The organism is Bradyrhizobium sp. Ghvi (assembly GCF_900115265.1).
In the GTDB taxonomy this organism is placed as follows: Bacteria; Pseudomonadota; Alphaproteobacteria; order Rhizobiales; family Xanthobacteraceae; genus Bradyrhizobium.
On the sequence record NZ_FOVU01000001.1, the window covers coordinates 345,001 to 368,306 of the forward strand.

Genomic DNA, 23,306 nt, shown 5'->3' on the forward strand with positions numbered 1-23,306 from the left:
GTACTGGTTCGCTATCGGTCGCTGAGGAGTACTTAGGCTTGGAGGGTGGTCCCCCCGTGTTCAGACAGGATTGCACGTGTCCCGCCTTACTCGTGGATACATCATCGCATTACTCGTACGGGGCTATCACCCTCTGAGGCCCGGCTTTCCTGACCGGTTCCGATTGTCTTTGATGTATCACTGGCCTGGTCCGCGTTCGCTCGCCACTACTAACGGAGTCTCTGTTGATGTCCTTTCCTCCAGGTACTTAGATGTTTCAGTTCCCTGGGTTTGCTTGAAACCTCCTATGTATTCAGAAGTCTCATACCTTCTCTTGATAACCGGAAATCCAAAACCTCAGCGGTCATGGTCCCGATCATTTCTGGTCGAACACCAAGACACAAGGTCTTGGAGTTCCGGCTATCGAAGGTGGGTTTCCCCATTCGGAAATCCGCGGATCAAAGCTTCTTCGCAGCTCCCCACGGCTTATCGCAGCGTAGCACGTCCTTCATCGCCTCTCAGCGCCAAGGCATCCACCGAACACCCTTAAGGCACTTGATTGCTCTCATTATCAATGTCCACACACTCGGCAGAATGTTGTCTGTAGAACTGCCTTGCGGCACGCGCCCTCGATGAACGCTATCTACAGCCGGACATTGACTAGAAAGACCAGCTTGCTTCGTAAGATCGTTCCGATAGCGAGGCGGTCAAGCTTCGCTAAAAGGATCATTTTACAACTCGAGAGCTAACCTTGCGGTCAGCGTCGAGCGCCGAAAATGATCCGGAGATAATGAAGGATTCGCGCAGCAATCTGCTACACGACCCAACTCGGATCGATCTCCTCTTTACGATGTCAGAAAACACGCAATCTGCTGTCTATCCAGACTAGCAGGATGCGAAGTGATGTTTCGCGGACGACGGTGCACGATCTCGGCGATCAAACCATCTGGTGGAGCCAGACGGGATCGAACCGACGACCTCATGCTTGCAAAGCACGCGCTCTCCCAGCTGAGCTATGGCCCCGTAACCAGAAGACGAATGCTCACTCGATGAAAGTGGTGGGCCTGGGAAGACTTGAACTTCCGACCTCACGCTTATCAAGCGCGCGCTCTAACCAACTGAGCTACAAGCCCCTAACGCTTATCCCGTTAAGGACCCTGGATCCTGCCGTTGCAGGCCCAGCGCGTGTTCGTCCGCGAAGAAAGAGAAACGTAGACGGCGAAATCCCGCCAATGGAGCTCAACGATCTGGCGATCTGTTGGCCCCTGATGTTTCTAAAACAGCTCGATAGAAGCAAGCTTCTGAAGAGCCATCCTTAGAAAGGAGGTGATCCAGCCGCAGGTTCCCCTACGGCTACCTTGTTACGACTTCACCCCAGTCGCTGACCCTACCGTGGCCGGCTGCCTCCTTGCGGTTAGCGCACCGTCTTCAGGTAAAACCAACTCCCATGGTGTGACGGGCGGTGTGTACAAGGCCCGGGAACGTATTCACCGTGGCGTGCTGATCCACGATTACTAGCGATTCCAACTTCATGGGCTCGAGTTGCAGAGCCCAATCCGAACTGAGACGGCTTTTTGAGATTTGCGAAGGGTCGCCCCTTAGCATCCCATTGTCACCGCCATTGTAGCACGTGTGTAGCCCAGCCCGTAAGGGCCATGAGGACTTGACGTCATCCCCACCTTCCTCGCGGCTTATCACCGGCAGTCTCCTTAGAGTGCTCAACTAAATGGTAGCAACTAAGGACGGGGGTTGCGCTCGTTGCGGGACTTAACCCAACATCTCACGACACGAGCTGACGACAGCCATGCAGCACCTGTGTTCCAGGCTCCGAAGAGAGGGTCACATCTCTGCGACCGGTCCTGGACATGTCAAGGGCTGGTAAGGTTCTGCGCGTTGCGTCGAATTAAACCACATGCTCCACCGCTTGTGCGGGCCCCCGTCAATTCCTTTGAGTTTTAATCTTGCGACCGTACTCCCCAGGCGGAATGCTTAAAGCGTTAGCTGCGCCACTAGTGAGTAAACCCACTAACGGCTGGCATTCATCGTTTACGGCGTGGACTACCAGGGTATCTAATCCTGTTTGCTCCCCACGCTTTCGTGCCTCAGCGTCAGTACCGGGCCAGTGAGCCGCCTTCGCCACTGGTGTTCTTGCGAATATCTACGAATTTCACCTCTACACTCGCAGTTCCACTCACCTCTCCCGGACTCAAGATCTTCAGTATCAAAGGCAGTTCTGGAGTTGAGCTCCAGGATTTCACCCCTGACTTAAAAACCCGCCTACGCACCCTTTACGCCCAGTGATTCCGAGCAACGCTAGCCCCCTTCGTATTACCGCGGCTGCTGGCACGAAGTTAGCCGGGGCTTATTCTTGCGGTACCGTCATTATCTTCCCGCACAAAAGAGCTTTACAACCCTAGGGCCTTCATCACTCACGCGGCATGGCTGGATCAGGGTTGCCCCCATTGTCCAATATTCCCCACTGCTGCCTCCCGTAGGAGTTTGGGCCGTGTCTCAGTCCCAATGTGGCTGATCATCCTCTCAGACCAGCTACTGATCGTCGCCTTGGTAGGCCATTACCCTACCAACTAGCTAATCAGACGCGGGCCGATCTTTCGGCGATAAATCTTTCCCCGTAAGGGCTTATCCGGTATTAGCACAAGTTTCCCTGTGTTGTTCCGAACCAAAAGGTACGTTCCCACGCGTTACTCACCCGTCTGCCGCTGACGTATTGCTACGCCCGCTCGACTTGCATGTGTTAAGCCTGCCGCCAGCGTTCGCTCTGAGCCAGGATCAAACTCTCAAGTTGGACTTGAACTTTGAACCGGCTGATCACAACGTTTGACGAGGTCCCACCATTATCGACCGAAGTCGATGTGCTGCCTGCGATTCACATCGCTGGCAACGATGGTGTTTCCTTTGAAACGTGTACCGCCGAAGTCTTTCGTCCGGTCTCGATCAGAAAAGCCGAAGCTTTTCAGAAGCGAGACCCGCAAGGACTCCGCCGTCCACGTTTCTCTTTCTTCATCTTCACTTGTCAAACAGCCCGGGACCGTGGAGGCCCCAACCTTCCGGAGTGGAAGGGTTCCGACACTCTTACCGACGTCGAATGACTCCAACCGATTGCGTCGGCTGTTGTGTCACTCAACAAGTTGAGGAGCATCAGTGGCGCGTTCGCTCGCCTTGGTCAGTGACCCGGCGGCGCCGCGCTCAGTGGTTGGGGTTATAGGCCGCACCTTCCGGGCTGTCAACGCCAATCGTCAACAAATCGTCGCACAGTGGATCTGCGGGAAAAATCAAGTGATTCCAATCGATTAGATCGCCCCAGAGCGAGCCAAGCGATGACGCCCTGCAAAAAATCTGAAAAAAAGTTTGCCGCCCCGAGGGCTCGGGAGGGGCTCCTGAAGGGGTCTGGAAGCGACCTCAGGCGCCCTCACCCCGAGACACCGAGCCTGGCCGCTCAGGAAACTTTTTCAATATTGGGCGCCGTACTAGAGCCACAATCCCGCGGCGTTCTGATAAGAGACAAGCTTGAATCGCGGGGATCGCCAGTGGGGGCTACCGGCGATTTTCATGGGGTTCAGAGAAGGCGATCTGACAATGACGCGGCCTTCTTCGGACATTCGCAAGACATCGAGAGACCTTCACCTGTCTAGTTGTTCGTAATTTCGGCCGGGCCTCATTCGGGGGCTTCTGAGCGCGAGCAGCTGGGCGACATGGCCTTTCCTGCGATGCCCCTTCAAGAGGGCGACCAGGAAGGGACGCCAAGCGGGGACTTTCGGGTTCGTTGATCGGGGGACTTGGGTTGAACCAGAGGACGTCACGCGGCGCTTACGGGCGTGAGACCGGGATCATCGATCTCGGCCACGAGCCGCCGCTGTCCGTCGATGGTTCCGAGGCCGCCGTGATCGATCGCCGTCGCGTCTCGGTGCAATGGTTCAGCGGCACAATTCTGACCGGACTCTGCGGCGCAGCCCTGATCGGCGGCGCCGTTTTCGCATCGCTCGACGGTGAAATGACCTTCGCCAAGGTGCCGGAGCGCGTGGAAGGCGCGCTGCGCGGTGCCTTCGGCGCCGCCGATCGCACCGCCACGCTGCACAAGAGCGATCGCCTGCCGCCTCCGAACGACTCCACGGCCTCACGCAGCATCGTACGCGTCTCGACGGTGGCGCGCGTCGGCAACCGCGACGTGATGCGCGTGCGTCCTTTCATCCGGATCGCCGGCAATCTGTCGATGACGACGAGCGATCTTTCGGCGAAGATTCCACCATTCAATGCGCAGCGTCTGCTCACCGACGTCGGCTCCGATCCGAAGACCGCCGCCGACGATCCGAACAATCCTGAAGCCGTCGAGCCCGACGCCGAGGTCTCCTTCGTCACCAAGGATCTCTCGCCGGTGCTGCCGAAAGCCAAGATTTCCGCGGTGGTGGCGCTCGACGACATCCTGATGCGGGTGCGCGATGCCGCCAATTGGCGTGGCAATGGCGGGGTGCGCTACGCCTCACTGTCCAACGCAACCGCCGACGTCTCCGGCGCAGCCGGCGCCTCCGACATGAAGATGGCCTATGCCACCGAAGTGTCACCGTCCGATCCCTATGCCGGCTTCGAAACCCGCGTGGTGCCGGAAAACGTCACGCTGCTGCCGAAGACCAAGGAGCAGATCACCGGCGGCAATCCCACCGGCGAGCGCGTGCACCTGGTCAAGAAGGGCGACAGCGTCGGCTCGGTGCTGCGCGATCTCGGCGCCACGACCGAGGAGATCAAGGCGATCACCGCGACGCTCGGTCCCCGCGGCCGCGACGGCGGCCTGAAGGAAGGCGAAAAGCTCCGCATCCTGATGGCGCCCGCCAGTCCCGGTGCACGGCTGCAGCCCTATCGCGTCGTGGTTGCAAACGACACCGTGGTCGAGGCGATCGCGGCCTTGTCCGATCTCGGCAAATACGTCGCGGTCGACGTCTCCAGCATGAACACCGTCGCCGACGCCACGACCAGCACCAGCAGCGAGGACGATGACGACGACGACGGCAGCGGCGTGCGGCTCTACCAGAGCATCTACGAGACCGCGATGCGCAACAAAGTGCCGATGCCCGTCATCGACGACATGATCAAGATCTACTCCTACGACGTCGATTTCCAGCGCAAGGTGCAGCCGGGCGACTCGTTCGACGTGTTCTATGCCGGCGAAGAAGACGGCACGACCTCGAGCGAGAAGAACGACGTGCTGTTCGCCTCCCTCACTGTCGGCGGCGAGACCAAGAAATATTACCGCTACCAGAGCCCTGACGACGGCGTCGTCGACTACTACGACGAGACCGGCAAGAGCGCGAAGAAGTTCCTGGTCAGGAAGCCCGTCAACACCGCCATCATGCGCTCCGGCTTCGGCGGCCGTCGCCATCCGATCCTCGGTTTCGTGAGGATGCACACCGGCGTCGACTGGGCCACCGCCTACGGCACGCCGATCTTCGCCGCCGGCAATGGCGTGATCGAGCGAGCCCAGCTCGAGGGCGGCTACGGCAAATATGTCCGCATCAAGCACAACAACGGCTACGAGACGGGCTATGGCCATCTCTCCGCCTTTGCCAAGGGCATGGAGCCGGGCAAGAAGGTGCGGCAGGGCCAGGTGATCGGCTTCGTCGGCTCGACCGGCGCGTCGACCGGCCCTCACGTCCATTACGAAATCCTCGTCAACGGCCGCTTCGTCGATCCGCTGCGTGTGAAGCTGCCGCGTGGCCGCTCGCTGGAAGGCCCGATGCTTGCCGGCTTCGAGAAAGAGCGCGACCGTCTCGACGGCATGATGAGCGGCCGCGGCGGCGCCATCGCGCGCCTGTCGGACGCGACGGGCGGGCCGCTCCAGGTCACCAACCGGTAATTGCAAGCGGGAAGTAGCCTCGCACACGACATGCCCGTGCGCGGAACCGAGTCAGGGATTCCCGGTTAGAGGCAATCGGGAAGCCCATCAGCAGGAGGATCGCCCATGACGCGCCTCTCACGCGACGATGTCGTCAAGGCCGTGGACCGGGCCGATGAGGTCACCATCGCCCAGATCATCGGAACCGGCGCAACCGTCGAGGAACTTGCCGAAGCCCAAGCCTGGCTCGCCAATGACGAGCCGATGATGAACGATTTGCGGCCGCTGGCGCAGGGCCGGGTGCGGGAGCTGGTGGATATTTTGTCGGAGCTGGAGGAGGAAGACGAGGAAGACGGCCCCGCTGGACATGGCTCGGCGGCGGCAATCAGCTAGTAGGCTAACTCCACAAAAAAGCCCCGGAGAGAACGACCTCTCCGGGACGAATTTGTGTGGGCTACGCGCCGCCGATCAGTTCAGCTTCCGCTTCGACACCGGTGCCTCGAACTGGGTGATCTCCGCGGTCTGCGGCGCCTTGCCGTTGAAGGTCAGCACGTTGCCTTCGGACGAGATCGCAACATGGTCCCCGTCCTTGACGTCGCCGGCCAGGATCATCTCGGCGAGCGGATCCTGGAGGTAGCGCTGGATCACCCGCTTCAACGGCCGGGCGCCGTAAGCGGGGTCCCAGCCCTTGGCAGCGAGCCAGTCGCGGCCGGCGGCATCGAGCGTCAGCACGATCTTGCGATCGGTCAACAGCTTCTGGAGCCGCGCGAACTGGATCTCGACGATCCGGCCCATCTCGCTCCGCTGCAGGCGATGGAACAGGATGATCTCGTCGACGCGGTTGAGGAACTCGGGGCGGAAATGTCCCCGCACCATGCCCATCACCTGCTCGCGCACGGCTGAAGTGTCTTCGCCCTCGGGCTGATTCACCAGATACTCCGAACCGAGGTTCGAGGTCATGATGATCAGCGTGTTGCGGAAATCGACGGTGCGGCCCTGGCCATCGGTCAGGCGGCCGTCATCGAGCACCTGCAACAGGACGTTGAAGACGTCAGGATGCGCTTTCTCGATCTCGTCGAACAGCACGACCTGATAAGGCCGGCGCCGCACCGCTTCGGTGAGCGCGCCGCCCTCATCGTAGCCGACGTAGCCCGGAGGAGCGCCGATCAGCCGCGAAACCGAATGCTTTTCCATGTATTCGGACATGTCGAGGCGGACCATCGCGGTCTCGTCGTTAAAGAGATACTCCGCAAGCGCTTTCGTCAGCTCGGTCTTGCCGACGCCCGTCGGGCCTAAGAACATGAACGAACCCGTGGGGCGGTTCGGATCCTGCAGGCCCGCGCGCGAACGGCGCACAGCGGTCGCGACCGCACGCACGGCCTCAGCTTGGCCGACCACACGTCGTCCGAGCTGCTCCTCCATCTTCAGGAGCTTCTCCTTCTCGCCCTCCAGCATCTTGTCGACGGGCACGCCGGTCCAGCGCGAGACCACCTGCGCGACGTGGTTGGCTGTAACAGCCTCCTCCATCATCTCGCCGGCGTTCTCCTTGGCCTCGATGTCGGCAAGCTGCTTCTCGAGCTGCGGGATCCGGCCATAGGCCAGTTCGCCCGCCTTCTGGAATTCGCCGCGCCGCTGCGCGTTGGCCAGCTCGACACGCAAGCCGTCGAGCTCGGCCTTCAGCTTCTGGGCATCGGAGAGCTTGCTCTTCTCCGCGCTCCAGCGCGCCGTCAGCGAAGCCGACTTCTCCTCGAGCTCGGCAAGATCCTTCTCCAGCGTCTGGAGCCGGGACTTGGAGCCGAGGTCGCTTTCCTTCTTGAGAGCTTCCTGCTCGATCTTGAGGCGGATGATCTCACGGTCGAGCGAGTCCAGCTCTTCCGGCTTGGAATCGACCTGCATCTTCAGCCGTGCGGCGGCCTCGTCCATCAGGTCGATCGCCTTGTCCGGCAGGAAGCGATCCGTGATGTAGCGGTTGGACAACGTCGTGGCCGCAACAAGCGCCGAATCGGTGATCCGCACGCCGTGATGCTGCTCGTACTTGTCCTTCAGGCCGCGCAGGATCGAGATGGTGTCCTCGACCGATGGCTCGCTGACGAAGATCGGCTGGAAGCGCCGAGCCAGTGCCGCGTCCTTTTCGACGTGCTTCTGGTACTCGTCGAGCGTGGTCGCGCCGATGCAGTGCAGCTCGCCGCGCGCAAGCGCGGGCTTGAGCAGGTTGGAGGCGTCCATCGCGCCATCGCCCTTGCCGGCACCGATCAAGGTGTGCATCTCGTCGATGAACAGGATGAAGGTGCCTTCGCTCCCGGTGACTTCCTGGAGTACCGCCTTCAGCCGCTCCTCGAACTCGCCGCGGTATTTTGCGCCTGCGATCAGCGCACCGAGGTCGAGCGACAGCAGCTTCTTGTCCTTCAGGCTCTCCGGCACATCGCCGTTGACGATGCGCAGCGCCAACCCTTCCGCGATGGCGGTCTTGCCGACGCCGGGCTCGCCGATCAGGACGGGATTGTTCTTGGTCCTTCGCGACAGCACCTGGATGGTACGGCGGATCTCCTCGTCGCGGCCGATGACCGGGTCGAGCTTGCCGTCGCGCGCGGCCTGGGTCAGGTCGCGGGCATATTTCTTCAGCGCATCATACGCGTTCTCGGCGGTCGCAGTGTCCGCGGTGCGGCCCTTGCGCAGCGCTTCGATCGCGGCGTTGAGGTTTTGCGGGGTCACCCCGCCCTTATTCAAGATGGTGCCGGCTTCGCTGGTCTTCTCCAGCGTGAGGCCGAGCAAGAGCCGCTCGACCGTGACGAAGCTGTCGCCGGCCTTCTCGCCGGCCTTTTCGGCGGCGTCGAACGTGCGCGCGAGTTCCGGCGCCAGATAGATCTGGCCGGCACCGCCGCCGCTGACCTTCGGCACCTTGTTGAGGGCGTCCTCGGTCGCCTTCAGGATTGCGCGGGAATTGCCGCCTGCGCGGTCGATCAGACCGGCAGCTAACCCCTCATTGTCGTCCAGCAGGACTTTCAGGACATGCAGGGTGGAGAACTGCTGGTGCCCCTCGCGCATCGCAAGCGACTGCGCGGACTGGATGAAGCCCCTGGAGCGTTCGGTATACTTCTCGATATTCATAGCTTTTCTTTCCCTCGGCCTGCCCATGGGGCCCTCCAAGGCACCCCAAACGGCATCTTCATTGGGTTTCCGCTCGTCGCGTTGACATTCCTCAACGCAACAGACGGTCGTTATCAGCCGGCGCTGGTGCCGGCCTGACCCAGATGTGGGAAGCGCCCCCTTGGATCGGAAGAGGCCCGTTCACAATTTCGTGCGCTGATCGGCCCGCTTGGCGGGTGCGGGTCGAATCCCCTAAGTAGCGGCATGACAATCAGCCAGACCGCCGAGATCACCGCCCTTTACCGCTACCCGATCAAGGGCCTGACGCCGGAATCCCTACCCTGCGTCCCCTTGCGGCCAGGCCAGACCCTGCCCGCCGACCGTCGCTACGCCATCGAGAACGGCCCGAGCGGGTTTGACCCCGAGGCCCCCGAGTGGAAGCCGAAGATCCAATTTCTGATGCTGGCCCGCAATGAGCGACTGGCGTCCCTCGACAGCCGGTTCGAGGACGCGACCAATCGCCTGACCATCCGCAAGGACGGCCAGATCGTTGCCAGCGGCGATCTCGAAACCGCGGCTGGGCGCGCCGCCATCGAGACCTATTTCAACGAGAACTTTCAGCCTGAGTTGAAAGGCCCGCCGAAGGTCCTCTCCGGTCGCGGCCACAGCTTTTCCGACGTTGCCCGCAAGGTCGTGTCGATCATCAATCTCGACAGCGTCCACGCCATCGAGACCATGCTCGGCGGCGTTGCCGTCAATCCCTTGCGCTTCCGCGCCAATCTGTACGTGAAAGGCTGGCCGGCCTGGTCCGAGCTCGATCTGGTCGACCAGACGCTCGCAATCGGGCAGGCCCGGCTGAAAGTGGTGAAGCGCATCAAGCGCTGCCCGGCTACCAATGTCGATCCCGACACCGCCGTGCGCGATCTCGACATTCCGCCGACGCTCTCGCGCCATCTCGGTCACATGGATTGCGGCATCTATGCCGAGGTTGTTGAAGGCGGCGAGATCGGCGTGGGAGACGCGGTTGCGCTGGAGCAGCCGAGCTTGGTGTGACCTTCGTAGGGTGGTTAGCCCCGCGGATTGCGCGAAGCGCAAACCGCTCGGCGTAACCCACCACTTGTGCTGACGCGGAAAAAAGAAGCGGTGGGTTACGCCAGCGGATCGCGCTTCGCGCGACCGCCAGCTAACCCAACCTACGGCAGCATCGTCAATTCGGCATCACATACGCATAGATGCGGCCGCGCGAGATCGGCGCTTCGCGGACGCGATTGCCGTTGTTGCCGGAGATCATGATCGGATTGCCGTGCGCGTCGATGCCGGTGATGATGCCGACATGACCGCCGCGGCGGCCGCGCGACATCACCGCGATCGCGCCGACCTGCGGACCGGAAACTCGCGTGCCGTAGTGCGCGAACGAACTCGCCATGTCTGAACCCGTGCCCTGATGGCCGGTTTTCTGAAGCACCATGTTCATGAAACGCGCACACCACAGGCTGCCGCGCCCCGTGGGATTGCCGCCGAGATAGCGCCGCGCCTCGGAGACGAGACCCGATCCGCCGTCGAAGCCGCCGCTCATGCTCGCGGACGTATTCGCATTCGGATCATAGCTGGCCTGCGTATCGGCGAAACCACCTGCCTGCAACGCCGCCGCGCTGCGCTCGAAGCGCGAGCTGCGGACGGAGTGGCGATAATGATGATGTCTGACGTGATGCACGTAAGCGTGCCGCTCTGCGCTATGACGATGATGCGGCCGCGCTGAGGCCGGAGAAACGAATGCGGCAAAAGCCGCGACGAAGATCGCCAGCGCGACAATACAACGCGACAGGCGAGACGCAAACAACTCAACCATTCTTCATCCTACGTTGACACCCCACTTTCCCGTCGGCCCGTGCGGTGGCCGACATCCGACGGGCCGTAAAGCTTCCGGATGTGGCGAGAAAAAGACGCGGCGCCGGCGAATAGCTGCGATGATTTTGCGTCGGTACTGGCGTGAAGCTGCCTCATTGCGGACATCAGCATTAACTGCGATCCTCAAATCACGGCTTGAAGAGAGGGAAACGGTTAATGCCCCACGCCACGACAAGGGACGACGTCCGCATCTATTTCGAAGAAGCGGGTCAGGGAACGCCGATACTTTTTCTGCACGAGTTCGCGGCTGACTACACCAATTGGGAGCCGCAAATGCGCTACTTCTCGCGCGGTCACCGTTGCATCACCTATTCCGCGCGCGGCTACACGCCGTCTGATGTGCCCGAGGGCGAGTTCTACAGCTACACGCATTTCTACACCGATGCGCTCGCGGTGCTCGATCATCTCGGAATCGAGCGCGCGCATCTCGTCGGCCTGTCGATGGGCGCCTACTCATCGCTCCAGATCGGATTGAACGCGCCGCAACGCGCACTGTCGATGACGCTGGCCGGCGTCGGCTCCGGCTCGGAGCTCGAGACTTTGGAGGCTTGGCGCAAGCAGTGCCGTGCCAATGCCGAGCAGTTCGAGACGCTTGGCTCGACCGAGGTCGCCAAGGTCACGCGCGAGGCGCCGAGCCGGATTTCCTTCCTGGTGAAGGACCCGAGAGGTCACGCCGATTTCTATGCTGCGCTGGCGCGGCACGATGCCAAGGGTTCGGCCAATACGATGCGGGGATTCCAGGGCGGCAGGCCGTCGATCTACACGATGACCGATGCAATCTCGAAGACGGCGACGCCGGCGCTGATCATCTGCGGCGACGAGGATGATCCGTGCGTCGGCCCGAGCCTGTTTCTGAAGAAGCATCTGCCGGCCGCGGGCCTCGCGATGTTTCCGAAATCGGGCCACGTGCTCAATCTCGAAGAGCCCGCGCTGTTCAACGAGAGCGTGGAGCGGTTCGTGACGCTGGTGGAAGCAGGCCGCTGGCCGGTGCGCGATCCGCGGTCGATGGTGGCGCATTAGGACGCCACCAAGCATGCCGTTGCGTCACCTGACGGCGCGAGCGCAATCCGAAATCCTTTCAGCTGAATCCGACCATCCCACACCGTCACCCTGAGGTGCCCGCTTCTTCAGCGGGCCTCGAAGGGCGACGGCCCAACTCTCACCCGGAGGACACGGCAGCACGACGAAGCACCCGGGCCGTTCATCCTTCGAGGCTCCTCAAGCGGCGCTTTGCGCCGCTTGCCTCGCGCCTCAGGATGACGGGTCCGATGACTGCGCTCGCAATGACGGTGGATGGAGCTGACCTCTACGGGGTCACTTCCCGCCGCCTCGGCTCAGCAGAAACACGCCCTGCTCGCCGAACAGATTCCACACCCACCATGGCAACCGCAGGCGCAGCGGGCGGCCGTAGAGGTCGAGCGCCTCGGCACGCTCCATCTTGACGTGGATTTCGTCGCAGAGCTCGACGAAATCCTTGATGGTGCAGAAATGGATGTTGGCGGTGTCGTACCAGCTGGCCGGCAGGTTTTCCGTGCGCGGCATGTGGCCGCCGATCAGGAGCTGGAGGCGCATCCGCCAGAAGCCGAAATTCGGAAACGACACGATGGCGCGGCGGCCGATGCGCAGGAGATTCTCCAGCACGACCTTGGGTTGCCGCGTTGCCTGCAGCGTCTGCGACAGGATCACATAGTCGAAGGCATCGTCGGGATAGTTGACGAGATCGGTGTCGGCATCGCCCTGCACCACTGCGAGGCCCTTCGCCACGCAGCGATTGACGCCTTCGCGCGACAGCTCGATGCCGCGACCGTCGATGCCGCGGGTCTCGAGCAGCTGAAGCAGATCGCCTTCGCCGCAACCGACGTCGAGCACTTTCGAGCCCGGCTTGACCATCTCGGCGACCAGCAGATGGTCGGCGCGGATGTTTCCCGATTGCGTGGTCACGATGCCGTTGAACGGCAGCACTTCTTGCGCGGACATGTCAGCCGTCCTTGTCGGTGAGCCCACGCGCCTTGCCGGCCGATTGCAGGAAGGCGCGCGAGATTTCGAAGAATTCGGGCACGTCGAGCAGGAAGGCGTCGTGGCCGCGATCGGTCTCGATCTCGGCGAACGATACCCGCGCGCTCGACGCATTCAGTGCGTGCACCAGCGCGCGCGATTCCGAGGTCGGGAACAGCCAATCGCTGGTGAAGGAGACCACGCAGAAGCGAGTCTGTATGCCTGTGAACGCCTTCGCCAGCACGCCGCCATGGTCGGCGGCGATGTCGAAATAGTCCATCGCGCGGGTCAGATAGAGATAGGAATTGGCGTCGAAGCGCTCGACGAATGACGAACCCTGGTAGCGCAGATAGGACTCGACCTGAAAGTCGGCGTCGAACGAGAAGGTCGGCAGTTCGCGGTCCTGCATGCGCCGGCCGAACTTGCGATGGAGCGCGGCGTCGGAGAGATAGGTGATGTGCGCAGCCATCCGCGCGACCGCGAGTCCGCGATGCGGATGGATACCGTGATCGGCGTAGCCGCCATTGTGCCAGTCGGGATCGGCCATCACGGCCTGGCGACCGAGTTCGTGGAAGGCGATGTTCTGCGCCGAATGCCGCGTCGCACAGGCAATCGCCAACGCGGAGTAGACGCGCGCAGGGTAGGCTGCAGTCCATTGCAGCACCTGCATGCCGCCCATGGAGCCGCCGACCACCGCGAACAGCGTGTCGATGCCGAGCCGGTCGATCAGCATCGCCTGTGCGCGCACCATGTCGGGGATGGTGATGACGGGAAAGTCCAGGCCCCACACCTTGCCGGTGGCGGGATTGATCGAGGCCGGCCCGGTCGAGCCCATGCAGCCGCCGATCACGTTGGAGCAGATGATGAAATACCTGTCAGGATCGAGCGGCCGGCCGGGACCAACCAGGGTCTCCCACCAGCCGGGCTTGCCGGTGACGGGATGCACATTGGCGACATGCTGGTCGCCGGTCAGCGCATGGCAGATCAGCACCGCATTGGAACGGTCGGCATTGAGCTCGCCATAGGTCTGATAGGCGATCTGGAACGGCGAGAGATCGACGCCGCAATCGAGCCGCAGCGGCTGCTCGGTGCCGAACAGCGCAAGCTGCGAGCTCGGATGATCGACCTCATGCGAGCGATCGTCGGCACTGATCGCGGGACTGGGCACAGTCTTGACGCCAACCATCATCGACCTCGTTTGCGACTGCCACGAGAAGCGCCGCTGACATCAGGCCATGAAAAACCCGGCCTGAACGATAGGTTCGGCCGGGATCGGAAGCGTCCCCGGCCTGTTTAGCGAGTTTTTTAACGTGGCTGCAAGCCGGCCGGCTCAAATGACCACGGAACGGGCAAAAACCTACCGGCCTGGGCTGATTTCGTCAAGTCACGGTCCGGATTGAGCAAATTTCTGCCTCGCCCGGCGGCCTCGGAGGTCTCGTTTCCCTTTGCATTTCTCTTTGCTTTCGCCGCCCCGACTGCCTAATCAGAACCTCGTCCGCTCCCTCACAACAGCCTGTCAGATATGTCCCAACGTCCGCCCGCGCCACCATCGCTCCAGGAATTGCGCAAGGAGATCGACGCGATCGACGAGGCCATGCATCGTCTCTTGATGCAGCGTGGCGACATCATCGATCGCCTGATCCAGGTGAAGCAGACCCAGGAGGTCGGATCGGCGTTCCGCCCGGCGCGCGAGGCGTCGATGATGCGTGAGATCGTGCAGCGCCATCGCGGCATCCTGCCGCTCGACACGGTCGAGAGCATCTGGCGCGTCATCATCTCGACCTTCACTTATGTCCAGGCGCCGTTCTCCGTGCATGCCGATATCTCGGTGAGCGAACCTGCCATGCGCGATTCCGTGCGCTTCCATTTCGGCTTCACGGTGCCTTACGTCGCCCATTTCAGCGCACAGGCCGCGGTCGAGGCGGTGGCGAAATCCAAAGGCGATCTTGCGCTGGTCTCGGCGACTTCGAGCCGCACGCCGTGGTGGCTGGAGCTGGAGGCGGACGGCGCACCTAAGATCATCGCGCGCATGCCCTTCGTCGAGCGCGCCGACCATCCGGCGGCGCTGCCCGTGTTCGCGATCTCGCGCGTCGCCGATAGCGCTCTGGTTACTGAAGTGGAGACCTTCAGCGTGCGGGTGTCCGGGTGGAACGCCGAGGTCGCGCGCGCGCTGTCGCCGCTCGCCGAGATCGTGGCGGTGCCCGATACCGCCTTCGACGGCGCAGCGCTGCTGGTCTCGGTGACGTCAGCCACCGGCATCGACAAAATCAGGGCTGCCCTGATCGAGGCGGGGGCCTCGGTGCGCTCCACGGCCCTCGTCGGCAGCCACGCAACGCGCTATACGGTGCCCCCGACCGGGTCGAAATCGTAAATACGCGCCCAGCCACTTTCGGAGTTGAAGATGTCCCGCCCCGTGCCGAACCCCGGCATTCTCGATATTGCGCCCTACACGCCCGGCAAGAGCCCGGTGGCGGAGCCGGGCCGCAAGGTGTTCAAGCTCTCGGCCAACGAGACGCCGTTCGGACCCTCGCCCAAGGCGATCGAGGCCTTCAAGCACGTCGCGGATCATCTGGAAGACTATCCGGAGGGAACTTCGCGCGTGCTGCGCGAGGCGATCGGCCGCTCCTTCGGCCTCGACCCCAATCGCATCATCTGCGGCGCCGGATCGGATGAGATCCTCAACCTGCTCGCCCACACCTATCTCAGCCACGGCGACGAGGCGATCTCGACCACGCACGGCTTCCTGGTCTACCCGATCGCCACCATGGCGGTCGGCGCCAAGAACGTGGTTGCGGCCGAGAAGAATCTCACGGCCGACGTCGATGCCATCCTGAAAGCAGTGACGCCGCGCACGAAGCTGATCTGGCTCGCCAACCCCAACAACCCGACCGGCACCTATCTGCCGTTCGACGAGGTCAAGCGCCTGCGCGCCGGCCTGCCGCCGCATGTGCTGCTCGTGCTCGACGCCGCCTATTGCGACTACGTCTCGCGCAACGATTACGAGATGGGAATCGAGCTGGTCGCCACCACCGAGAACACGGTGGTGACGCACACCTTCTCCAAGATCCACGGCCTTGCGGCGCTGCGCGTCGGCTGGATGTTCGGCCCCGAGCACATCATCGACGCGGTCAACCGCATTCGCGGTCCCTTCAACGTGTCGACGCCGGCGATGTATGCCGCGGTTGCCGCGATCGAGGACACCGCGCACCAGGCGATGTCGAAGCAGTTCACCGAGACCTGGCGCAACTGGCTCACCGAGGAGATCGGCAAGCTCGGGCTGAAGGTGACGCCGAGCGTCGCCAATTTCGTGCTGATCCACTTCCCGGGCGTCAAGGGCAAGACCGCTGATGACGCCGACGCCTTCCTCACCAGACGCGGTCTCGTGCTGCGCGCGCTGAAGAATTACGGCCTGCCGCATTGCTTGCGCATGACCATTGGCACCGAGGAGGCCAACCGCCTCGTCGCCGAGGCCCTGCGCGACTTCATGGCCGGCAAATGAGCGAGCAGGTGCACTTCCAGCGCGTCGCACTGATCGGCTTCGGCCTGATCGGCGGCTCGATCGCACGCGCTGCGAAGCGCCAGGGCCTTGCCGGCGAGATCGTCACCACCGCGCGCTCGGAGAAGACGCGCGCGCGGGTGCTCGAGCTCGGTATCGTCGACCAGGTCGTGGCGACCAATGCAGAAGCGGTAAAGGACGCCGATCTCGTCATCCTCTGCATTCCCGTCGGCGCCTGCGGCGAGGTCGCACAGGAGATCGCCGCGCATCTGAAGCCCGGCGCTATCATCTCCGACGTCGGCTCGGTCAAGGGCGCAGTGGTCAGGGACATGGCGCCGCATCTGCCGAACAGCGTTCATTTCGTGCCGGCCCATCCCGTCGCCGGCACCGAGCATTCGGGGCCGGATTCCGGCTTCGCCGAGCTCTTCATCAACCGGTGGTGCATATTGACGCCGCCGGAAGGCGTCGATGCCGCGGCCACCGCGCATTTGCGCGCGTTCTGGACGGCGATGGGCGCCAAGGTCGAGGTGATGACGCCGGATCATCATGATCTCGTGCTCGCGATCACCAGCCATCTGCCGCATCTGATCGCCTACACGATCGTCGGCACCGCCGACGAGCTGGCGCAGGTGACGGAGTCGGAGGTGATCAAGTTCTCCGCCGGCGGCTTCCGCGACTTCACCCGCATCGCGGCCTCCGACCCGACGATGTGGCGCGACGTCTTCCTCGCCAACAAGGACGCCGTGCTGGAGATGCTCGGCACCTTCACCGAGGATCTCGCCAAGCTCACCCGCGCGATCCGACGCGGCGACGGCGAGGCGCTGTTCGACCATTTCACCCGCACCCGCGCCATCCGCCGCGGCATCGTCGAGATCGGCCAGGACTCGGCGGCCGCGGATTTCGGCCGCCAGCACGGGCAGCTCGACAAGAAACCCGGCTAATTTCGGCTCTTGACCCGCGCAATTTGGCGGCGGCCGGCGAGCCCGGCGCCGATCTGCATGCACACACCCAGCATCCACGTGGCGCCGAAGAGCAGGTTGCCGGCAGGATCGGATGTCTCGTCGATCACGAAAGCATAGAGCGAGAGCAGGCCGGCTCCGGCCGCGAGAAACGTGCCGGTGGCGCTGGCGAGACCGATCGCGGGCCATCGATGCGCTGGGCCGGCCTGAAGCTGCGGCCAGCGCGGGATATCGATCCCGAGATAGGCGCCGATCATTCCGAGCGCGATCAGCAGCACAGTGAACTCGACGGTGTCGAACCAGGGCAGCTCGGCCCGCATCAACAAAGCGGAGACGAAGGTCGCGCCGACCGCGCCCGTCATCGCCAGGCCAAGCCGGGCGAGGACGTGCGCGAGCCGAAGGATCAGAAGACCGTCGGACAATTGCCACTCACAGGAGATCAGAACGGATAGTACCGGATCTGCGTCATGACGATGTTGTCGTCGGTCTTGGGGGCACCGCCGACGCCCGCGAAGGCGAAGCGCTGCGTGTAGGAGTACTGCACGCCGGCTTTGAGCGTGCCGTAATTGCCCTGGTAGACGGTGTCGTAGATGCCGGCGGTGACCTGCCGGACTTCCTTGGTATTGCCGTTACAGCTCGCAGCCGGCGCGTTTTCGGTGAAGCAGCCGGTGTTGTTGTAGAGCGGATTGCCGTAACCGAACGGCACCGTACCGACATTGGCGAAATTGGCCTTGGCCTTTTCGAGACCCGCGTAGCTGTAGACATCGAGGCTCGGCGTTGCGTGCCAGATCAGGCCGGCCGCGGCCGCCGTGATCGTCAGCGGCAGCACCGTGCCGTCCTGCGCCAATGCGGCGTCGGGGAACGGCGTCGCCGTGAAGCGGCCGAGCACGCCATGCGCGCCGTAGAGCTGGAGATCGAGGGTCTTCGGAATCAGCTCGGCGAAGACGTGGCCGCCGAAGCTGCCGGTATCGTACGTGTGGTTGGCGCCGTTGAAGCGATCGAACAGCTGGCGATAGAGCGCCCAGGCCTCGACATGCAGCTTGTAGGGCCCGAGCCGGGGATCCCACGCCGCCTTGACGGTCACGTCAGGCACCTGGTTCAAGCTGACATTGTTGAGGTTGTTGAAGAAGCTGCCGCCCGGCCCGGTCAGATTGACCTGGAGATTCGGGTTGAGCACGCCCTGCGGGCCCACCGCGGGCGTACCGACTGCCGGCGTGTTGCCGCCGAAAAACGCGGTCTGCGGATTTTCGACGGACGCGGCGAGCTTGAACTCGGGTCCGATATCCTTCCAGACGCGCAGACCTGGCTGGCGTGCCGCCAGAAGTCCCGGAACGGATTCGAAGTCGATCACACCAGGCGCGTCAATGCCGCGGGGATCGATGCCCGACTTGGTCGGCGCATTCAGCGACCAGGATTGTCCCGCGAGGAAGTGCAGGCCGAGATCGGTTCGGTCGACCTCGAGACTGAGCTGCCGCATGCGCGGATTGAAGGAGTTGGTGGCCACCGAGCTCGCCGTCTGCGCCGCGCCCTCGAAGTCGATTTCGCCGTAGCCGGCGAGATGCGTATCGGCGTCGGCGTTGCCTTCGGCCAGCACCGAGAACCTGCTCTGGCGCGCTGAGAACCGGGTCTCCGGGACAAAGAAATTGTGGGCCTGGGGATAGGGGATGAAATTGTAGACCGAGCCGGTGTCGGAGGCGATGTTGCGCGAGCGGTAGATCCCGGTGAGATCGACCCAGCCGCCGAATGTCAGCGTGATGCCCTTGTAGCAGATCTTGCCGGCCGCGCAGGGATCGATGGGCAGCGCCTTGAAGGTCGCCGGCATCGACACGACCCTCGTCTGCGCTGCTTCGACCTGACGCGTCTTGCGCGCCTCCGAATCGACCTTCTGCTGCAGCTCCTTCAGCTTGGCCTTCAGCGCCTGGATTTCAGTTGCAACATTGTCGTCGGCACGCGCCTGTCCCGAACAGGCAGCGAGTACTCCCAGCATGAGTCCGCGAGTGATGATCCGCACGTAAGCCTCCCTCCACTTGGGAAGCCGATCCTGATCGTTGCGCCCCCGGCGCGTGCATGCTTCCCTGGTGTGGAGTGATTTGAATGCGGCCGCAATTATTCGCCGGCCGGCGCAACTTCTGCATCACGTTTTTCTGACGTTCATGTCCGGAATATTTGCATCGCTCGACCGATCCGCACGCGCGCAATGACCGCGCAGATGACGCAGCGTGCGTTGGGCCCGGCCGGGACATGGCCGGGCCCAACTCCGCGACGCGCTAGGTCTCAAGGGGGATGGCGGCTATTTGCCCTTGGTCGCGCGGATCACCGTGGGGCGCGGTGATTTCGCAGAAGGCACGTAAGCCACGCTGGCGCGCGTCGCCGGGCTCGCCAGATTACGGTGGCCGTTCGGGCACTGGCTTCGTAGGCAGCCGGCTCCTGCGACTGCGACTGCGCGAACGCAGGCGTCGCCAAGGCGATGGCAGCAACGAACAGTTTGGATGTGGTCATGATATCTCTCCTGCCTGAGCGGCCCGCTTCACCGTACGGCCGACATGGAAAGAGAGCAGAGATCGCGGCTTCGCATTCCCGGTGCGAAGCCGCCACGTCATCACGTTGACGCGAAGGCGCCGTGAGCGCGGATCAGTACAGCGGCGGGATCTCGCCGACCTTGACGGGGCCGAGCAGCACCGCGCCGTCGACGAATCTCAGCGGGAAGCTTCTCGCCTTCTTGCCTTCGAGCGTGCTCTCGGTGCCGATCGAATTGATGCCGGCGGCAACCCCGGCATTGGCGTTCTGCTTGATGACCTTGCCGAGGCCGGGAATGGCGCGGTCGAGCGCACCGAACAGATTGTTGAGGTCCTGCGTTTTGACGCCGGGCGCGACGCGATCGAGCGTCGCCTGCGGCACACCCTCTTCCAGCATCTTCTCGATGCCGAGCGCCGGAATCACCCGCTCGAGACCGGTCACCGTCATCTGCAATTCGCCGTCCAATCGACCGTTGGCCGAGAGCCCCAGCGTGCCGGCCGCGACCGCGATCATCTCACCCTGCTGGATCCGCGACTGCACGATCTCGATATGACCGCCGGCGGCCTGAATTTCGCGAAAGCGCTGCGGCCAGGGTTTTGGCGTGAGGTCGGTGAGCCCGGCAATCTTCGCGCGCGTATCCGCCTCGAACGGCTCGGCGAGCAGGGGATGAACGCCCTGGATGCTGCCTTGCGCGACGTGGAGCACGGTCTCGATCACCGGATGATCGGAGGTCGAGCCGTCGGCAAGGCGCCCGTGCAGCTCAATCTGCCTGGCGCGCGCGAGCGGCACCTGGACCGAGCCATTCATCCTGTTGAGGCTGGGATCGTCGAACACGATGGAGGCGCGCTCCGGCACGGCCGGCAAGCCGATCACGCTGGTTTCGCCCTTGCTCCAGTTCACCACGAAGGTGTTTTGCGTGACGCCATCGGTCAGCGTGGCCGGCGCGGAAAACTCGGCGATGACGTGCTTGGGATCGTAGACCTGCGCCAGAACCAGAATATTGTCGAGCTTGGCCGTGAACGGCGTCTTGCTCGCATTCTGCGAGACCAGAGCGACGCTGGCGCCGGAGCACTGCACCTCGAAGCGGAACGGGAAACCCGCGATCGACCGCTTGGCGCAGTCATAGATGCGGCCGGCCTTGGCTTCCTGCGCGCGCCAGGCATCGGCCGCGGTCTCGGCCTGTGATGCCGCATAGAACCAGAAGCCGCTCCAGGCGGCCGCAAGGATCAGCAGGAGAAGGGGGGCAATGAAGAGCCCCCAACGGGAGCGCCGGCCTCTGGCAATCGTCATATCGGACATGCGGCGACCCTTTGACCCCAGATTTTGTCAAATGTAAGCGGGGTTTGCCCCGGACAAAAGGCGGAGAATTCGCTTCGCTTGGGCCTCTGCTTCTGGTAGCCGTGCCCGAAATGTCGGAAATTACCCTCCCCTCCGTCACATCTGCCAAGGGCGATCTCTGGGTGTTCGGCTACGGCTCGCTGATGTGGCGGCCGGGCTTCGCATTCGAGGAGCGCGTCCCGGCGCGGCTGGTCGGCGAGCATCGCGCGCTCTGCGTCTATTCCTTCGTCCATCGCGGCACGCCGGAGCAGCCGGGCCTGGTGCTGGGACTCGACCGTGGCGGCGCCTGCCGCGGAATCGCCTTCCGCGTCGCCGAAAAGAACCGTGCGGACGTGGTTGCCTATTTGCGGGAGCGCGAGCAGGTGACGTCGGTCTATCGCGAGGTGATGCGCTCGGTGTGGCTGGAGAACGATGCGCGGCAGCGCGTCTCCGCGCTTACCTATGTGGTCGACCGCGGCCATGTCCAATATGCCGGACGGCTGTCGCTCGCAGATCAGCACCGCCATGTCGTCCAAGGCCACGGCCAGTCCGGCGCCAACCGCGATTATGTGACCGCGACCGTGAAGGCGATCGAGGCCGAAGGCTTTCGCGACGCGCAGCTGCATCAGCTCGCGACAATGCTGCATGGCGAGGGACATTCGCTGCACGCGCGCGCTTCGACGGACAATCGAGAGAACCGTTAGCTCTCCGACGGAGCGTAGCTCGGCGCGCTGCCCATCAACTGTTCCTGCTCCCTGCGGCCTGCCTCGACGAGCCGGCCGGTCGCGTCTTCGATGGCCGTCTGCACGCGCGTGAGAAACTCGTCCTTGGGCAGACCCTGCGGCAGCGGATCGAGAAACTCCACCACCAGCGTGCCGGGATAACGCATGAACGTGCGGCGCGGCCAGAACAGGCCGGAATTGAGGGCGATCGGCAGGCACTGCACGCCGCAGGACGAATAGATCTGCGCAAAACCGGTCTTGTAGTTCGGCGGGGCGCCCGGCGCCCGACGCGTGCCTTCCGGAAATATCACGAGCTGGCCACCGGCGCGCACCGCCTCGCGGGCGCGCCGCGTCATGTCCAGCAGCGCCTTTACACCGGCATTGCGATCGATCGCGATCATTCCGGTCTTGACCAGGAACTGGCCAAACACCGGGATCTGCATGAGCTGGCGCTTGAGGATGAAGATCGGGCGATCGAAGAAGCCAGGCAACACGAAGGTTTCCCAGAACGATTGGTGTTTTGCCACGATCACCAGCGGTCCCGCCGGGATCTTCTCGACGCCGCGGAATTCCACCTTGATGTTGCAGATCACGCGCATCAGAAAAAGCGTCGCCTTCGCCCACCACTCCGCAACCGTCAGCATGGCGCGCGGCGGCAATGCGAAAGTCGGCAGCGCCACGATCGCGAGGCACACCAGCACGGTGTAGAACAGCACGTTGAACACGAGCGAACGCAGGAAAATCAAAAACATCGACGATCCGTTAGATTTGCCGATCAATTCGCCTGCGCGGTGGCAGGCCGCCTGGATTGCAGGCCCGCAGGCTGCTCCGATATCTCAGGCGAAAGGTCAATCCCGAAATCTTCCAGCCGGACCCTGAGCTCCGCGGCAATGTACTTGACATATTCGGACAGGAGCAGCCGCAGCGTCGAGGCCGAGGTCCACCAGGGCTCTTCGCGCCATTTGTCACCAACCACGGCGAACGGGATCAGCGCTGTTTCCGGCATTGCATGCGAGAATTCCACCAGCGCGCGCGGCATGTGATAATTCGAGGTCACCACGATCAGCGATTTGAAGCCGCGCCGCTCGGCCCAGCGCCGCGCCTCCGCGGCGTTGCCGCGGGTCGTGAGCGCGGTGCGGTCGAGATCGACGCAGCAGGTCATGAACGACTGGTTCTCGGGAAGTGTCCGGGAGATGTCGCTCGCGGTCGAAGTCGGGTGCACCCCCGAAATCAGGAGCCGCTTGCCGTATCCGGCTGCCAGCAGCTCCATCGCATCCGTCACCCGCGAGGAGCCGCCGGTCAGGACCACGATGCCGTCGGCCTTGCGGCTAGGGGCAATCTCGGCACCGCGCAGTTGCGCCAGGAACGCGACGAAGCCGGCCGCCGCGCCGACGAAGGCGACCGCAATCGTCGACACGACGGTCGCGCGGAGCCAGCCGCGCGGCAGTTTCGGCGATCGATCGTCGGTCGGCGAGGTCATA

General features: G+C 63.2%; 18 protein-coding genes, 2 tRNA genes, 2 rRNA genes and 1 riboswitch (1 of these 23 running past the window's edge). Of the genes, 9 read left to right on the forward strand and 13 right to left on the reverse strand.

The window, feature by feature from the left end:
• The 4 genes from BM374_RS01635 to BM374_RS01650 all read right to left on the reverse strand — a co-directional run.
• Positions 1 to 540 (reverse strand): 23S ribosomal RNA (locus tag BM374_RS01635) (it extends 2,307 nt beyond the left edge of the window).
• Between the two features lie 386 nt (positions 541 to 926).
• Positions 927 to 1,002, reverse strand: a tRNA-Ala gene (locus BM374_RS01640).
• Between the two features lie 33 nt (positions 1,003 to 1,035).
• Positions 1,036 to 1,112, reverse strand: a tRNA-Ile gene (locus BM374_RS01645).
• Between the two features lie 186 nt (positions 1,113 to 1,298).
• Positions 1,299 to 2,785: ribosomal RNA gene (locus BM374_RS01650) — 16S ribosomal RNA — on the reverse strand.
• Together the 16S and 23S rRNA genes with 2 tRNA genes alongside form the textbook arrangement of a ribosomal RNA operon.
• A gap of 10 nt (positions 2,786 to 2,795) precedes the next feature.
• On the opposite strand from BM374_RS01650, the gene BM374_RS37725 reads away from it, so the two are divergent.
• The 3 genes from BM374_RS37725 to BM374_RS01660 all read left to right on the forward strand — a co-directional run bounded on the left by BM374_RS37725 (position 2,796) and on the right by BM374_RS01660 (position 6,217).
• Positions 2,796 to 3,089, forward strand: coding sequence for a hypothetical protein (locus BM374_RS37725; protein ID WP_143270136.1), 294 nt, complete (start codon positions 2,796 to 2,798; stop codon positions 3,087 to 3,089).
• A gap of 692 nt (positions 3,090 to 3,781) precedes the next feature.
• Positions 3,782 to 5,845: a M23 family metallopeptidase gene (locus BM374_RS01655; RefSeq protein ID WP_092288848.1), complete on the forward strand. Its 2,064-nt coding sequence runs from the start codon at positions 3,782 to 3,784 to the stop codon at positions 5,843 to 5,845.
• A gap of 105 nt (positions 5,846 to 5,950) precedes the next feature.
• Entirely contained in the window at positions 5,951 to 6,217 is a 267-nt protein-coding gene (locus BM374_RS01660; protein ID WP_092288849.1) for a hypothetical protein, read from the forward strand.
• A 75-nt stretch (positions 6,218 to 6,292) separates the two neighbouring features.
• Here BM374_RS01660 and clpB read toward each other — a convergent pair whose 3' ends face one another.
• The gene (clpB, locus tag BM374_RS01665) at positions 6,293 to 8,932 is read right to left on the reverse strand and encodes an ATP-dependent chaperone ClpB (protein WP_092288850.1); all 2,640 of its coding nucleotides are present in this window, start codon (positions 8,930 to 8,932) and stop codon (positions 6,293 to 6,295) included.
• Between the two features lie 243 nt (positions 8,933 to 9,175).
• Here clpB and BM374_RS01670 point away from each other — a divergent pair, with 243 nt between their 5' ends.
• Positions 9,176 to 9,964: an MOSC domain-containing protein gene (locus BM374_RS01670; protein WP_092288851.1), complete on the forward strand. Its 789-nt coding sequence runs from the start codon at positions 9,176 to 9,178 to the stop codon at positions 9,962 to 9,964.
• Between the two features lie 154 nt (positions 9,965 to 10,118).
• Here the strand turns inward: BM374_RS01670 and BM374_RS01675 are convergent, their stop codons facing one another.
• The gene (locus BM374_RS01675; protein WP_092288852.1) at positions 10,119 to 10,760 is read right to left on the reverse strand and encodes a TIGR02594 family protein; all 642 of its coding nucleotides are present in this window, start codon (positions 10,758 to 10,760) and stop codon (positions 10,119 to 10,121) included.
• Between the two features lie 215 nt (positions 10,761 to 10,975).
• Here BM374_RS01675 and BM374_RS01680 point away from each other — a divergent pair, with 215 nt between their 5' ends.
• Positions 10,976 to 11,839, forward strand: coding sequence for an alpha/beta fold hydrolase (locus tag BM374_RS01680; protein ID WP_092288853.1), 864 nt, complete (start codon positions 10,976 to 10,978; stop codon positions 11,837 to 11,839).
• 294 nt (positions 11,840 to 12,133) lie between these two features.
• Here the strand turns inward: BM374_RS01680 and metW are convergent, their stop codons facing one another.
• Both metW and metX read right to left on the reverse strand, forming a co-directional pair.
• Positions 12,134 to 12,796, reverse strand: coding sequence for a methionine biosynthesis protein MetW (gene metW / locus BM374_RS01685; RefSeq protein ID WP_092288854.1), 663 nt, complete (start codon positions 12,794 to 12,796; stop codon positions 12,134 to 12,136).
• 1 nt (position 12,797) lies between these two features.
• A complete protein-coding gene (gene metX / locus BM374_RS01690; RefSeq protein ID WP_092290117.1) occupies positions 12,798 to 14,000 on the reverse strand; it encodes a homoserine O-acetyltransferase MetX in 1,203 nt (400 codons plus the stop codon).
• 86 nt (positions 14,001 to 14,086) lie between these two features.
• Positions 14,087 to 14,166: riboswitch (SAM riboswitch) on the reverse strand.
• A 170-nt stretch (positions 14,167 to 14,336) separates the two neighbouring features.
• On the opposite strand from metX, the gene BM374_RS01695 reads away from it, so the two are divergent.
• The 3 genes from BM374_RS01695 to BM374_RS01705 are packed head-to-tail and all read left to right on the forward strand — an operon-like array spanning position 14,337 to position 17,251.
• Positions 14,337 to 15,185: a chorismate mutase gene (locus BM374_RS01695; RefSeq protein WP_092288855.1), complete on the forward strand. Its 849-nt coding sequence runs from the start codon at positions 14,337 to 14,339 to the stop codon at positions 15,183 to 15,185.
• Positions 15,186 to 15,215: 30 nt separating this feature from the next.
• Complete coding sequence (gene hisC / locus BM374_RS01700; protein WP_092290118.1) at positions 15,216 to 16,313, forward strand: histidinol-phosphate transaminase; 1,098 nt, start codon at positions 15,216 to 15,218, stop codon at positions 16,311 to 16,313.
• Positions 16,310 to 17,251 (forward strand): prephenate/arogenate dehydrogenase family protein, encoded by a 942-nt coding sequence (locus tag BM374_RS01705; RefSeq protein ID WP_092288856.1) that lies wholly within the window; start codon positions 16,310 to 16,312, stop codon positions 17,249 to 17,251. Before hisC ends, BM374_RS01705 begins: the two co-directional genes overlap by 4 nt.
• On the opposite strand, the gene BM374_RS01710 is transcribed toward BM374_RS01705, so the two are convergent.
• The 3 genes from BM374_RS01710 to BM374_RS01725 all read right to left on the reverse strand — a co-directional run bounded on the left by BM374_RS01710 (position 17,248) and on the right by BM374_RS01725 (position 21,085).
• Entirely contained in the window at positions 17,248 to 17,691 is a 444-nt protein-coding gene (locus tag BM374_RS01710; RefSeq protein WP_092288857.1) for a hypothetical protein, read from the reverse strand. The genes BM374_RS01705 and BM374_RS01710 overlap by 4 nt on opposite strands.
• A gap of 17 nt (positions 17,692 to 17,708) precedes the next feature.
• Positions 17,709 to 19,280, reverse strand: coding sequence for a hypothetical protein (locus tag BM374_RS01715; RefSeq protein WP_177248043.1), 1,572 nt, complete (start codon positions 19,278 to 19,280; stop codon positions 17,709 to 17,711).
• A gap of 620 nt (positions 19,281 to 19,900) precedes the next feature.
• Positions 19,901 to 21,085 carry a DUF2125 domain-containing protein gene (locus BM374_RS01725; RefSeq protein WP_092288858.1) on the reverse strand — a complete coding sequence of 395 codons (1,185 nt, stop codon included), beginning with the start codon at positions 21,083 to 21,085 and terminating at the stop codon, positions 19,901 to 19,903.
• A 110-nt stretch (positions 21,086 to 21,195) separates the two neighbouring features.
• On the opposite strand from BM374_RS01725, the gene BM374_RS01730 reads away from it, so the two are divergent.
• Complete coding sequence (locus tag BM374_RS01730) at positions 21,196 to 21,807, forward strand: gamma-glutamylcyclotransferase (protein ID WP_177248044.1); 612 nt, start codon at positions 21,196 to 21,198, stop codon at positions 21,805 to 21,807.
• Here BM374_RS01730 and BM374_RS01735 read toward each other — a convergent pair.
• Entirely contained in the window at positions 21,804 to 22,577 is a 774-nt protein-coding gene (locus tag BM374_RS01735; protein ID WP_092288860.1) for a lysophospholipid acyltransferase family protein, read from the reverse strand. The two genes, BM374_RS01730 and BM374_RS01735, sit on opposite strands and share 4 nt — an antisense overlap.
• Positions 22,578 to 22,600: 23 nt before the next feature.
• Complete coding sequence (locus BM374_RS01740; protein ID WP_092288861.1) at positions 22,601 to 23,305, reverse strand: YdcF family protein; 705 nt, start codon at positions 23,303 to 23,305, stop codon at positions 22,601 to 22,603.
• Position 23,306 lies beyond the last annotated feature (1 nt).